The organism is Pseudomonas sp. MBLB4123 (genome assembly GCF_051904775.1).
Classification (GTDB): domain Bacteria; phylum Pseudomonadota; class Gammaproteobacteria; order Pseudomonadales; family Pseudomonadaceae; genus Aquipseudomonas; species Aquipseudomonas benzenivorans_B.
The window spans coordinates 3738587-3751202 of record NZ_CP196711.1 but is presented as its reverse complement, the minus strand read 5'-3'; the positions used below and the strand labels follow the sequence as shown (position 1 = coordinate 3751202).

The 12616-nt window shown below is 66.8% G+C and carries 16 protein-coding genes; 10 read left to right on the top strand and 6 right to left on the bottom strand.

The features are described 5' to 3' along the window. Window positions 1-51: 51 nt before the first annotated feature. Genes ACSX1C_RS17340 through pilG form a run of 3 tightly spaced genes read right to left on the bottom strand, consistent with a single transcriptional unit; the run spans window position 52 to window position 1455 of the window. A complete protein-coding gene (locus tag ACSX1C_RS17340) occupies window positions 52-588 on the bottom strand; it encodes a chemotaxis protein CheW (protein ID WP_318644010.1) in 537 nt (178 codons plus the stop codon). 45 nt (window positions 589-633) lie between these two features. After that, window positions 634-999, bottom strand: a complete 366-nt coding sequence (pilH, locus tag ACSX1C_RS17335; RefSeq protein WP_213641699.1) for a response regulator — start codon at window positions 997-999, stop codon at window positions 634-636. A 48-nt stretch (window positions 1000-1047) separates the two neighbouring features. Next, window positions 1048-1455, bottom strand: a complete 408-nt coding sequence (gene pilG / locus ACSX1C_RS17330) for a twitching motility response regulator PilG (RefSeq protein ID WP_318644011.1) — start codon at window positions 1453-1455, stop codon at window positions 1048-1050. A gap of 240 nt (window positions 1456-1695) precedes the next feature. Here pilG and gshB point away from each other — a divergent pair, with 240 nt between their 5' ends. From gshB to ACSX1C_RS17295, 7 genes are all read left to right on the top strand, one after another. Then, window positions 1696-2658: a glutathione synthase gene (gene gshB / locus ACSX1C_RS17325; RefSeq protein WP_439887177.1), complete on the top strand. Its 963-nt coding sequence runs from the start codon at window positions 1696-1698 to the stop codon at window positions 2656-2658. Between the two features lie 56 nt (window positions 2659-2714). Next, a complete protein-coding gene (locus tag ACSX1C_RS17320; RefSeq protein WP_439887176.1) occupies window positions 2715-3611 on the top strand; it encodes an energy transducer TonB in 897 nt (298 codons plus the stop codon). Window positions 3612-3679: 68 nt separating this feature from the next. Beyond that, a complete protein-coding gene (locus tag ACSX1C_RS17315) occupies window positions 3680-4249 on the top strand; it encodes a YqgE/AlgH family protein (protein WP_439887175.1) in 570 nt (189 codons plus the stop codon). Further along, window positions 4249-4692, top strand: coding sequence for a Holliday junction resolvase RuvX (gene ruvX / locus ACSX1C_RS17310; RefSeq protein ID WP_439887174.1), 444 nt, complete (start codon window positions 4249-4251; stop codon window positions 4690-4692). The genes ACSX1C_RS17315 and ruvX overlap by 1 nt, the downstream gene beginning before the upstream one ends. A gap of 29 nt (window positions 4693-4721) precedes the next feature. Continuing rightward, complete coding sequence (gene pyrR, locus ACSX1C_RS17305) at window positions 4722-5228, top strand: bifunctional pyr operon transcriptional regulator/uracil phosphoribosyltransferase PyrR (RefSeq protein ID WP_439887173.1); 507 nt, start codon at window positions 4722-4724, stop codon at window positions 5226-5228. An 11-nt stretch (window positions 5229-5239) separates the two neighbouring features. Continuing rightward, complete coding sequence (locus ACSX1C_RS17300; protein WP_318644017.1) at window positions 5240-6244, top strand: aspartate carbamoyltransferase catalytic subunit; 1005 nt, start codon at window positions 5240-5242, stop codon at window positions 6242-6244. Continuing rightward, window positions 6244-7515 (top strand): dihydroorotase, encoded by a 1272-nt coding sequence (locus tag ACSX1C_RS17295; RefSeq protein WP_439887172.1) that lies wholly within the window; start codon window positions 6244-6246, stop codon window positions 7513-7515. The genes ACSX1C_RS17300 and ACSX1C_RS17295 overlap by 1 nt, the downstream gene beginning before the upstream one ends. Window positions 7516-7568: 53 nt before the next feature. Here the strand turns inward: ACSX1C_RS17295 and ACSX1C_RS17290 are convergent, their stop codons facing one another. The 3 genes from ACSX1C_RS17290 to pilT all read right to left on the bottom strand — a co-directional run bounded on the left by ACSX1C_RS17290 (window position 7569) and on the right by pilT (window position 10366). Beyond that, complete coding sequence (locus tag ACSX1C_RS17290) at window positions 7569-7970, bottom strand: NINE protein (protein ID WP_439887171.1); 402 nt, start codon at window positions 7968-7970, stop codon at window positions 7569-7571. Window positions 7971-8075: 105 nt separating this feature from the next. After that, window positions 8076-9221: a PilT/PilU family type 4a pilus ATPase gene (locus tag ACSX1C_RS17285; RefSeq protein WP_439887170.1), complete on the bottom strand. Its 1146-nt coding sequence runs from the start codon at window positions 9219-9221 to the stop codon at window positions 8076-8078. Between the two features lie 110 nt (window positions 9222-9331). Further along, complete coding sequence (gene pilT, locus ACSX1C_RS17280) at window positions 9332-10366, bottom strand: type IV pilus twitching motility protein PilT (RefSeq protein ID WP_318644021.1); 1035 nt, start codon at window positions 10364-10366, stop codon at window positions 9332-9334. A 73-nt stretch (window positions 10367-10439) separates the two neighbouring features. On the opposite strand from pilT, the gene ACSX1C_RS17275 reads away from it, so the two are divergent. Genes ACSX1C_RS17275 through ACSX1C_RS17265 form a run of 3 tightly spaced genes read left to right on the top strand, consistent with a single transcriptional unit; the run spans window position 10440 to window position 12566 of the window. Then, complete coding sequence (locus ACSX1C_RS17275; RefSeq protein WP_439887169.1) at window positions 10440-11132, top strand: YggS family pyridoxal phosphate-dependent enzyme; 693 nt, start codon at window positions 10440-10442, stop codon at window positions 11130-11132. Between the two features lie 14 nt (window positions 11133-11146). Further along, complete coding sequence (gene proC / locus ACSX1C_RS17270; RefSeq protein ID WP_439887168.1) at window positions 11147-11965, top strand: pyrroline-5-carboxylate reductase; 819 nt, start codon at window positions 11147-11149, stop codon at window positions 11963-11965. 10 nt (window positions 11966-11975) lie between these two features. Beyond that, the gene (locus ACSX1C_RS17265; RefSeq protein ID WP_439887167.1) at window positions 11976-12566 is read left to right on the top strand and encodes a YggT family protein; all 591 of its coding nucleotides are present in this window, start codon (window positions 11976-11978) and stop codon (window positions 12564-12566) included. Window positions 12567-12616: the final 50 nt, after the last annotated feature.

The following is a 12616-nucleotide window of genomic DNA, read 5'->3' as shown; positions in this document are numbered from 1 at the left end:
GTTCCCATGTAACGCCAAAAGGCCGACAACGCCGGCCCCACCGAAAAGCTGTTAATACGCCACGTCGAGAAAGCCCTGATGCTGAGCCAACGCATGTGGACTGAACACCAGCCAGGGCTGCTCGCGCTGAAAAACGCCGTGGATAAAGGGTTGGATGGAGGCCTCGAGCGGCGGTAGCTGCTCGGAGAAGGCGTCCACCGGAAAATGCTGCATGCCGAACACTTCGTCGACCGTCAGGCCGGCGAACACGTCCTGGTGATCGACCACCAGCACCCGCCGCTGTTTGCGCAGCGGCGACAGCTCGTTGCCGAAGAAGCCACACAGATCCATCACCGGCAGCAGGCGGCCACGTACGTTGGCCACGCCCTTGACCCAGGTCTTGACCCCGGGCAGCAGGGTGTAACGCGGCTCGTGCAGGACTTCGCCGACTTCCCCCATGGGCGCGACGAACAGGCGCTCGCCCATGCGAAAGCCGATGCCGCTCCAGGTCTGCACCGCCGTCTGCTGCAACGGCAGGCCGGCGGCCAGCAATCGACAACGCTGGTCGATTTCGAGGAGGAGTTGAAAAGGTGTCTGCGCGTCCGACATGCCAGCCGTGGCCTTCTTCTTATCTAATTGCGGACCGGCGCGGCATCAGCCGGCCAATACCGCATTGAGGGTTTTCAGCAGTGTCTGCTCGTCGACCGGCTTGGTCAGGTAATCCTTCGCGCCCTGGCGCTTGCCCCAGACCTTGTCGGTTTCCTGGTCCTTGGTGGTGACGATGATCACCGGGATGTGACTGGTGTCGGCATCCTTGGTCAGCTGACGGGTCGCCTGGAAGCCGTTGAGCCCCGGCATGACGATGTCCATCAGCACCGCGTCGGGCTTCTCCTGGCGCGCCAGGGCGACGCCATCCGCGCCGTTCTCCGCCTTGAGCACCTGATGCCCGTGCTTTTCCAGCATGGCGGTCAGCTTGTACATCTCGGTCGGCGAGTCATCAACAATCAGAATTCGAGCCATGGTGTTTCCCAATACATGAAGATGCGTCTAGTGCTTGGCAGCTGGACGTCAGGAGGCCTGATCCACCGGGGTAAAGGTCGGCACGTGCGCCTTGATCGCCCCGAGCAGCTCTTCCTTGCTGAAGGGCTTGGTCAGGTACTGATCGGAGCCGACGATGCGTCCCTTGGCCTTGTCGAACAAACCGTCCTTGGAAGACAGCATGATCACCGGCGTGGATTTGAAGGCACTGTTGTTCTTGATCAGGGCGCAGGTCTGATAGCCATCGAGCCGCGGCATCATGATGTCGACGAAAATGATACTCGGGTGGCTGTCGGCGATCTTTGCCAGGGCATCGAAGCCGTCTACCGCGGTAATCACCTCGCAACCCACCTTCTTCAGCAGGGTTTCCGCGGTACGACGAATCGTCTTCGAATCGTCGATCACCATTACCCTCAAACCCTCGGAATGCTGTTCCATGTTTGCCCTACCATCGCCTCGGTGAGTCGTTATTTTCGCGTTGAATCAGTGCGCCTGAGACCCTGCCACCGATGGGCTGCAACCCAATCGTCGGGCCTTTTTAGCACACTCTCCCCATGCAAGCCACAAGCCACGGAAGGCCGGGGTTTTCCCCTTGACCGCCCGCCAAGTCGGCGCCACCCTGGCGCCACACGCTAGCCTCTGCGCCCCTGCGCTACCGCCTTTCACGGAGAATCCCCCATGAGCGTTCGCCTCGGCATAGTCATGGACCCCATCACGCAAATTGCCTTCAAGAAGGACAGTTCGCTGGCCATGTTGCTGGCCGCGCAAATGCGCGGCTGGTCGCTCTTCTATATGGAGCAGCGCGACCTCTACCTCACTCAAGGTCAGGCCCGTGGCCGCCTGCGCTCGCTCCAGGTGTTCGACGATCCCCAGCGCTGGTTCGAACTGGGCGCCGAGCAGGACCTGCCGCTCGGCGAACTGGACGTGATCCTGATGCGCAAGGACCCGCCCTTCGACAATGAGTTTCTCTACGCCACCCACCTGCTGGAGCAAGCCGAACGGGACGGCGTGCTGGTGGTCAACCGCCCGCAGAGTCTGCGCGACTGCAACGAGAAGCTGTTCGCCACCCAATTCCCCCAGTACACGCCGCCGACCCTGGTCAGCCGCAGACCCGACATTCTGCGCGACTTTGCCAAAGAGCAGCGTGACATCATTCTCAAACCCCTCGATGGCATGGGCGGATCGATGATCTTTCGCCACCGCGAGGGCGACCCCAACCTCTCGGTGATCCTCGAGACCCTCACCGCCCACGGCCAGCAACAGATCATGGTGCAGCGCTACCTGCCAGCCATCAGCGCAGGCGACAAGCGCATCCTGATGATCGACGGCGAAGCCGTGCCCTACTGCCTGGCGCGCATTCCGTCCCAGGGCGAGACCCGTGGCAACCTGGCCGCCGGCGGCCGTGGCGAAGCCCGTCCGCTCAGCGAGCGCGACCGCGAGATCGCCGCCGGGGTCGGCCCGACCCTGCGCGAGAAGGGCCTGCTGTTCGTCGGCCTGGACGTGATCGGCGACCACCTGACCGAGATCAACGTGACCAGCCCGACCTGCATCCGCGAGATCGATGCGGCCTTCGACACCCGCATCGGCGAACGCCTGATGGACAAGATCGCCGAGAAGCTCAATGCGCGCAGTGCTTCATAGACTTTTGCCCGCCCCCTCGGCAGACTGCGCGGCAACCTGAACCGACCCGAATCGCGATGACCGCAGCCGCCCGCCCAACCGCAACCCCAGCCGCCGGCGTCCGCCCGGCGGATCGCCTGGGGTTCACCCTGTTCCTCGCCACCGCGCTACATGCCGCCCTGATCCTCGGCCTGGGCTTCTCCCTGGCCGAACCCAACCAGATCAGCAAGACCCTGGAAGTCACCCTGTCGACCTTCAAGAGCGAGGAGCAGCCCAAGGAGGCGGACTTCCTCGCCCAGCACGACCAGCTGGGCAGCGGCACCCTGGAGCACAAGGCGGCGCCCAAGACCACCGAACAGGCGCTGTTCCAGGACACCCAGGTCAAGCGCGTGACCCCGCCCGCCGCACCCCAGCCACCCGCGGCCCGCCAGGAGGCGCCGAAGGCGGCGGTCGCCACCCGCGCCCCGCAACAGCAGAAGACCCCGGTCAAGCGCGAGGAGAGCAAACCGACGCCCCAGGCCCGCCCGGCGCCGGTGTTCGACAGCGCGCAGCTGTCTGCGGAGATCGCCAGCCTGGAGGCCGAGCTGGCCCAGGACATCCAGCAGTACGCCAAACGCCCGAAGATCCACCGCCTCAACGCCGCCTCGACCATGCGCGACAAGGGCGCCTGGTACAAGGACGAGTGGCGCAAGAAGGTCGAGCGCATCGGCAACCTCAACTACCCGGACGACGCCCGCCGCCGGCAGATCTACGGCAGCCTGCGCCTGCTGGTATCGATCAACCGCGACGGCACCCTCTACGAGGTGCAGGTGCTGGAGTCCTCCGGCCAGCGCGTGCTCGACCAGGCGGCCCTGCGCATCGTCCGCCTGGCCGCCCCCTTCGCCCCCTTCACCGGCGATCTGGCGGATGTCGACCGCCTGGAGATCATCCGCACCTGGCGCTTCGAACGGGGCGACCGACTGTCGAGCAACTGAGTCGCGCCCGCGCCCCCGATTAGCCTTTTAGCTTCCAGCCATCGGCCGCAGGCTTTAAGCTAACGCGCATGAAAGACGCCAGCCCGAGCTTCCTCAAGCACCACTTCCTGATCGCCATGCCGCACATGGCCGATCCGCAATTCGCACACACGGTCACCTACCTGGTCGAGCACAACGAACAGGGCGCCATGGGCCTGGTCATCAACCGCCCCAACGGCCTCAACCTGGCCGACGTGCTCGAGCAGCTGCGCCCGGACAGCGAGCCGCCGGCGCTCTGCCAGGCCCTGCCGATCTTCTCCGGCGGCCCGGTGCAGACCGACCGCGGCTTCGTCCTGCACCCGGCCGGCCAGCAGTTCCAGGCCACCCTGGAGCTCGGCGAACTGGGCCTGTCCACCTCCCAGGACGTGCTGTTCGCCATCGCCGACGGCAGCGGCCCGGACAAGTACCTGATCGCCCTCGGCTATGCCGGCTGGGAAGCCGGCCAGCTGGAGGCCGAGCTGGCCGACAACGCCTGGCTGACCTGCCCGGCCGACAGCACCATCCTCTTCGACCTGCCCTTCGACCAGCGCCTGAATGCGGCGGCGGCACGCCTGGGCGTCGACCTCAGCCTGCTCACCTCGCAAGCCGGCCACGCCTGATGAGCGAGCCCCGCGCCAAGCCGCTGCGCCTGCTGCTCGGCTTCGACTACGGCAGCAAGCAAATCGGCGTCGCCGTGGGCCAGGCCATCACCGGCCAGGCCCGCGAGCTGTGCGTGCTCAAGGCGCAGAACGGCGTGCCGGACTGGCAGAAGGTCGAGGCACTGCTGCGCGAGTGGCAGCCGGATGCCCTGGTGGTCGGCCTGCCGCTGAACATGGACGGCACGCCGAGCGAGATGAGCGCCCGCGCGGAGAAGTTCGCCCGCCGCCTCAACGGTCGCTTCAACCTGCAGGTTTTCACCCACGACGAACGCCTGACCACCTATGCCGCCAAGGGCGAACGCCTGCAGCAGGGGCAGAGCGGCGGCTACCGCGAACGCCCGGTCGACGCCCTGGCCGCGGCGCTGCTGCTCGAAGGCTGGCTGGCCGAACACCTCCCGGGCTGAGTCACGGCCGGGCCCACAAGGAACTTGCGATGAACCTACCCAACCCCGCCGAATTGCTGCCGCAGATGGCCGGCGCCCTGCTCGAGCACCTCAACCAGCGACAGATCGCCGCGCCGCGCTTCATCGGTATCCGCACCGGCGGCGTCTGGGTCGCCCAGGCCCTGCTCGACACCCTCGGCAGCCGCGAGCCACTGGGCATCCTCGACGTATCCTTCTACCGCGACGACTTCACCCAGAGCGGCCTGCACCCGCAGGTCAAGCCCTCGGAGCTGCCGTTCGAGATCGAAGGCCAGCATCTGGTGCTGATCGACGACGTGCTGATGAGTGGCCGCACCATCCGCGCCGCGCTCAACGAGCTGTTCGACTACGGTCGCCCGGCCAGCGTGACCCTGGTGAGCCTGCTCGACCTCAACGCCCGCGAGCTGCCGGTACGTCCCGACGTGGTCGGCGCCACCCTGTCGCTGGCCAGCGATCAGCGGGTAAAATTGTCCGGCCCCACGCCGCTGACCCTCGAACTCCAGACGCTCGCCAACTGAGACTCCCCGCGATGACGCCGATTGATGCCCAGCGCCCGCTGCAGCTGAACGACCAAGGTCAGCTGCGCCACTTCCTCTCGCTCGACGGCCTGCCCCGCGAGCTGCTGACGGAGATCCTCGACACCGCCGACTCCTTCCTCGAGGTCGGCGCCCGCGCGGTGAAGAAGGTCCCGTTGCTGCGTGGCAAGACCGTATGCAACGTGTTCTTCGAGAACTCCACGCGCACCCGCACCACCTTCGAGCTGGCCGCTCAGCGCCTGTCCGCCGACGTCATCAGCCTCAACGTATCGACCAGCTCGACCAGCAAGGGCGAGACCCTGTTCGACACCCTGCGCAACCTCGAGGCCATGGCCGCCGACATGTTCGTGGTGCGCCACAGCGACTCCGGCGCGGCCCACTTCATCGCCGAGCACGTCTGCCCGGACGTGGCCATCATCAACGGCGGCGACGGCCGCCACGCCCACCCGACCCAGGGCATGCTGGACATGCTGACCATCCGCCGCCACAAGGGTGGCTTCGAGAATCTCTCGGTGGCCATAGTCGGCGACGTCCTGCACTCGCGGGTGGCCCGCTCCAATATGCTGGCTTTGAAGACCCTGGGTTGCCCGGACATCCGCGTGATCGCACCGAAGACCCTGCTGCCGGTCGGCATCGAGCAGTACGGCGTCAGCGTCTACAGCGACATGGCCGCCGGGCTCAAGGATGTCGACGTGGTGATCATGCTGCGCCTGCAGCGCGAGCGCATGCAGGGCGGCCTGCTACCCAGCGAGGGCGAGTTCTACCGCCTATTCGGCCTCACCGAGCAGCGCCTGGCGCTGGCCAGGCCGGATGCCCTGGTGATGCACCCCGGGCCGATCAACCGCGGCGTGGAGATCGAGTCGGCGGTGGCCGACGGCCCGCAGTCGGTGATCCTCAATCAGGTCACCTACGGCATCGCCATCCGCATGGCCGTGCTGTCCATGGCCATGAGCGGGCAGACCGCCCAGCGCCAACTCAACTCCGAGGAGCCCAACTGATGCGTACCGCGATCCTCGGCGCCCGCGTCATCGACCCGAGCAGCGCCTTCGACCAGCCGGCCGACCTCTATATCGAAGACGGCAAGCTGGTCGGCATCGGCCAGGCACCGGCCGCTTTCTCGGCCGAGCAGACCCTGGACGCCCAGGGTCTGGTGGCCGCCCCCGGCCTGGTCGACCTGTCCGTGGCCCTGCGCGAGCCGGGCTACAGCCGCAAGGGCAGCATCGCCAGCGAGACCCTGGCCGCCGCCGCCGGCGGCGTCACCAGCCTGTGCTGCCCCCCCCTCACCAAGCCGGTGCTGGACACCTCGGCGGTGGCCGAGCTGATCCTCGACCGCGCCCGCGAAGCTGGTCACACCAAGGTCTTCCCCATCGGCGCCCTGAGCAAGGGACTGGCCGGCGAGCAACTGGCCGAGCTGGTGGCGCTGCGCGACGCCGGCTGCGTGGCCTTCGGCAACGGCCTGGACAACTTCCGCAGCAGCCGCACCCTGCGCCGCGCCCTGGAATACGCCGCCACCTTCGACCTGACGGTGATCTTCCACTCCCAGGACCACGACCTGGCCGAAGGCGGCCTGGCCCACGAAGGCCCCACCGCCAGCTTCCTCGGCCTGCCCGGCATCCCCGAGACCGCCGAGACCGTGGCCCTGGCTCGCGACCTGCTGCTGGTCGAGCAGACCGGCGTGCGCGCCCACTTCAGCCAGCTGACCAGCGCCCGCGGCGCCGAGCTGATCGCCGACGCCCAGGCCCGCGGCCTGCCGGTCACGGCCGACGTCGCCCTGTACCAGCTGATCCTCACCGACGAGGCCCTCGCCGGCTTCTCCAGCCTCTACCATGTGCAGCCGCCGCTGCGCACCCGCCGCGACCGCGACGGCCTGCGCGAGGCGGTGAAGAGCGGCGTGATCCAGGCGATTGCCAGCCATCACCAGCCCCACGAGCGCGATGCCAAGCTGGCCCCCTTCGGCGCCACCGAGCCGGGCATCAGCAGCGTGCAGCTGTTGCTGCCCCTGGCCCTGACCCTGGTCCAGGACGGCTTGCTGGATCTGCCCACGCTGCTCGCCCGCCTCGGTGCCGGCCCGGCCGACGCCCTGCGCCTGCCGGCGGGCCGCCTGGCGGTGGGCGCCCCCGCCGACCTGCTGCTGTTCGATCCGCAAGCCTCGACCCTGGCCGGCGAGACCTGGTACTCCAAGGGCGGCAACTGCCCCTTCACCGGCCACTGCCTGCCCGGCGCGGTGCGCTACACCCTGGTCGACGGGCACATCAGCTACCAGGCCTGATGCCCCGCGCATGAAAAAGCCCGCCGATCGGCGGGCTTTTTTCTGGCCGTGGGTCAATTGCGCTCGGCGTTTCTCAACGAGATCTGCGTGTTCAGGGTCCAGAAATCGTAGAGCACGCCGACCAGGAACAGGCCGCCGGTGAACAGGTAGAGGATGCCGGTGAGCCACTTGCCCTGGTACATGCGATGCACGCCGAACACGCCGAGGAAGGTCAGCAGGATCCAAGCGAGGTTGTAGTCGACGTCTCCGGCGGTGAAGCGCAGATCGGCCTCGCGGTCCATGGCCGGAATCAGGAACAGGTCGATGATCCAGCCGATAAACAGCAGGCCCAGGGTGAAGAACCAAATGGTGCCGGTCACCGGCTTGCCGTAATAGAAGCGATGGGAACCGAGGAAGCCGAATATCCACAACAGATAGCCGATGACCTTGCTATGGGTGTCCTGTCTTACGTCCATGCCGTGCTCCTGTGTTGCAGGCTACTGCGGATGGGCCGGCCCCCCGCTTGCGGGGGCGCCCGATAAAAAAGCCCGCGGGTGCGGGCTGTCTATGCGGCAAACGGCTCAGCGGAAACGCCGCCCCGGGTCTTCCGGTGCGGTCTCCAGGGACAGGCCCTCGCTCAGCTGGGCCAGGTGGTCGCCGTCGCTTTCCGAGCCGAGCTTGATCATCAGGCGCAGGTCGTTGGCCGAGTCGGCGTACAGCAGCGCATCCTCGTAGGTGATCTCGCCCTGGCTGTAGAGGGCATAGAGCGCCTGGTCGAAGGTCTGCATGCCCTGTTCGGTGGAGCGCTTCATCAGACCCTTGAGCTCGTGCACCTCGCCCTTGCGGATCAGGTCGGCGGCCAGCGGGGTGTTGATCAACACCTCGATCACCGCCCGCCGCCCCTTGCCGTCCGGAGTCGGCACCAGTTGCTGGGCGACGATGGCCTTGAGGTTGAGCGACAGGTCCATCCACACCTGGTTCTGCCGGTCGGCGGGGAAGAAGTTGATGATCCGGTCCAGCGCCTGGTTGGCGTTGTTGGCGTGCAGGGTGGCCAGGCACAGGTGGCCGGTCTCGGCGAAGGCCACGGCGTGATCCATGGTCTCGCGGGTGCGCACCTCGCCGATCAGGATCACGTCCGGGGCCTGGCGCAGGGTGTTCTTCAGCGCCACCTCGTAGGACTCGGTGTCGATCCCGACCTCGCGCTGGGTGACGATGCAGTTCTGGTGCTGGTGGATGTATTCGATCGGGTCTTCGATGGAGATGATGTGGCCGCTGCTGTTCTTGTTGCGGTAGCCGATCATCGCCGCCAGGGAAGTCGACTTGCCGGTGCCGGTGGCGCCGACGAACAGCACCAGGCCGCGCTTGGTCAGCGCCAGCTTCTTCAGCACCTCCGGCAGCTTGAGGTCATCCAGGGTCGGGATGTTGGTCTCGATGCGGCGCAGCACCATGCCCGCCAGGTTGCGCTGGTAGAAGGCGCTGACGCGGAAACGCCCCACGCCGCGGGCGCTGATGGCGAAGTTGCATTCGTGATTCTCGGCGAACTCCCGGCGCTGCTGCTCGTTCATCACCGCGTACACGGTTTCCCGGGTCTGCTCCGGCGACATCGGGTTCTTGGTGACCGGCATGATCTTGCCGTTGACCTTCATCGACGGCGGCACACCGGCGGTGATGAACAGGTCCGAGCCGCCCTTTTCCACCATCAGGCGCAGCAGTTTCTCGAATTCCATGCGTTGTCTCGCCCATCTGCATCACGCGCCTAAGCAAAGACCAGTCGCCGAAGCGCGCGAACCGTCGCTGGCCGATCCCCGTGCACCAGGCGGCACACGGAAACAGTGTGTCAGAAGTTTTCCGGGTTCTTGGATTTCTCCCGGGCACTCTCGCGACTGACCAGGCCCTTGGCGACCAGGCCCTTGAGGCAGGCGTCGAGGGTCTGCATGCCCAGCGAGCCGCCGGTCTGGATAGCCGAATACATCTGCGCCACCTTGTCCTCGCGGATCAGGTTACGGATCGCCGGGGTGCCGATCATGATCTCGTGGGCCGCCACCCGGCCGCCGCCGATCTTCTTCAGCAGGGTCTGGGAGATCACCGCCTGCAAGGACTCCGAGAGCATGGAACGAACCATGGACTTTTCCTCGGCCGGGAACACGTCGACCACCCGGTCGATGGTCTTGGCCGCCGAGGTGGTGTGCAGGGTGCCGAACACCAGGTGGCCGGTTTCCGCGGCGGTCAGCGCCAGGCGGATGGTCTCCAGGTCGCGCATCTCGCCCACCAGGATGATGTCCGGGTCTTCGCGCAGCGCCGAGCGCAGGGCCTCGGAGAAGCCCAGGGTGTCGCGGTGCACCTCGCGCTGGTTGACCAGACACTTCTTCGACTCGTGGACGAATTCGATCGGGTCCTCGATGGTCAGGATATGGTGGTACTTGGTGCTGTTGAGGTAGTCGAGCATGGCCGCCAGGGTGGTCGACTTGCCCGAACCCGTGGGCCCGGTGACCAGCACCAGGCCGCGCGGCACGTCGGTGATCTTGCGGAACACCTCGCCCATGCCGAGGTCTTCCATGGTCAACACCTTGGACGGAATGGTCCGGAACACCGCACCGGCGCCGCGGTTCTGGTTGAAGGCGTTGACCCGGAAGCGCGCCACCCCGGGCACTTCGAAGGAGAAGTCGGTTTCCAGGAATTCTTCGAAGTCCTTGCGCTGCTTGTCGTTCATGATGTCGTACATCAGCGCGTGCACCTGCTTGTGATCCAGGGCCGGCAGGTTGATTCGACGCACATCGCCGTCGACCCGAATCATCGGCGGCAGACCGGCAGAGAGATGCAGGTCCGACGCGCCTTGCTTGGCGCTGAAGGCAAGCAGCTCGGTGATATCCATGGGACTCCCTAATGACAAGCAAGCAGGTAGAATGCCGCGAACGCTGAACGACCGGGGCTACAGAGCGCGAGTAATGTCCACGATAGCAGAGAATATTGCAAAGGTCGGAGCGCGCATCCGTGAGGCGGCGCAAGCCTCGCAGCGCGATTGTGCGACGATCGGCCTGCTCGCGGTGAGCAAGACCAAACCCGCCGCGGCGATCCGCCAGGCCCGCGCCGCCGGCCTGTGCGACTTCGGCGAGAACTACCTGCAGGAAGCCCTGGACAAGCAGGCCGAACTGGGCGACCTGGACCTGACCTGGCACTTCATCGGCCCCATCCAGTCGAACAAGACCCGCGCCATCGCCGAACACTTCGCCTGGGTGCACTCGGTGGACCGCCTGAAGATCGCCGAACGCCTGTCCGCCCAGCGTCCCGCACACCTGCCGCCGCTGAACCTCTGCCTGCAGGTCAACGTCAGCGGCGAGGCCAGCAAGTCCGGCTGCAGCCCCGAGCAGCTGCCGGCCCTGGCCCAGGCGGTCGCCCGGCTGCCCGGGCTCAGGCTGCGTGGCCTGATGTGCATTCCCGAACCCAGCGCGGACCCGGCCGTGCAGCACGCGGCCTTCGCCCGCCTGCGCACGCTGCAAGAGCAGCTGAATCTCGACCTCGACACCCTGTCCATGGGCATGAGCCATGACCTGGAGGCCGCCATCAGCGAGGGCGCGACCTGGGTACGCATCGGCACCGCCCTGTTCGGTGCCCGCGACTACGGCGCCCCCTCGCATTGAATAAGGAAGCCCACATGAACGACCCACGCATTGCCTTTATCGGCGCCGGCAACATGGCCGCCAGCCTGATCGGCGGCCTGCTCGCCCAGGGCGTCGCGCCCGACGCCATCCGCGCCAGCGACCACGGCGCCGAACAGCGCGCCAGGATCGCCGCCGAGCACGACATCGCCACCTTCGCCGCCAACGCCGAGGCCATCGAGGGCGCCGAGCTGATCGTCCTGGCGGTCAAGCCGCAGGTGATCAAGGCCGTGTGCCTGGACCTGGCGCCGCACCTGAAAGAGGGCCAGCTGATCGTCTCCGTTGCCGCCGGCATCACCTGCGCTAGCCTGGAAAACTGGTTGGGGCCGCGCGCCATCGTGCGCTGCATGCCCAACACCCCGGCGTTGCTGCGCCAGGGCGTCAGCGGCCTGTATGCCAACGCCCGGGTGTCGGCGGCCCAGCGCCAGCAGGCCGAACAGGTGCTCAGCGCGGTCGGCCTGGCCCTGTGGCTGGACGAAGAGCGGCTGATCGATGCGGTCACCGCGGTGTCCGGCAGCGGTCCGGCCTACTTCTTCCTGTTGATCGAGGCGATGACTGCCGCCGGCGAAAAGCTCGGCCTGCCGCGCGACACCGCCGCCCAGCTGACCCTGCACACGGCCCTCGGCGCCGCGCGCATGGCGGTGGCCAGCGACGTCGACGCGGCCGAGCTGCGCCGCCGCGTGACCTCCCCCGCCGGCACCACCGAAGCGGCGATCAACAGCTTCCAGGCCGGCGGCTTCGAGGCCCTGGTCGAACAAGCACTGAATGCCGCCGCCCGCCGCTCGGCGGAGCTGGCCGAACAGCTGGGCCAATAAGGAGCCAACCATGATCGGACTCAACACCGCTGCGGTTTATATCCTGCAGACCCTCGGCAGCCTGTACCTGTTGGTGGTGCTGCTGCGCTTCATCCTGCAACTGGTGCGCGCGGACTTCTACAACCCGCTCAGCCAGTTCATCGTGCGCGCCACCCAGCCGCTGCTCAAGCCGCTGCGCAAGATCATCCCCGGCCTCGCCGGCCTGGACCTGGCCTCGCTGGTGCTGGCGATCCTGGTCCAGCTGCTGCTGATGACCCTGACCCTGATGCTGATGGGCTACGGCACCGGCAACCCGCTGCAGCTGTTGGTCTGGTCGATCATCGGCGTCACCGCCCTGTTCCTCAAGGTGTTCTTCTTCGCCCTGATCATCGGCGTGATCCTCTCCTGGGTCGCCCAGGGCAGCCACAACCCGGCGGTCGAGCTGATCCAGCAGATCTGCAAGCCGCTGCTGATGCCGATCCGCCGCTTCATGCCGAGCATGGGCGGTCTGGACCTGTCGCCTATCGTCGCCTTCCTGGCACTCAACCTGATCGACATGCTGGTGATCCGCAACCTGGCGGTGATGACCGGCATGTACCAGGGCCTCAGCCTGGCGATCTGAAGCCCAACCGCGCCGCCCCGCGGCCCGACCGTTCGGCCCGCCTGGGCGAC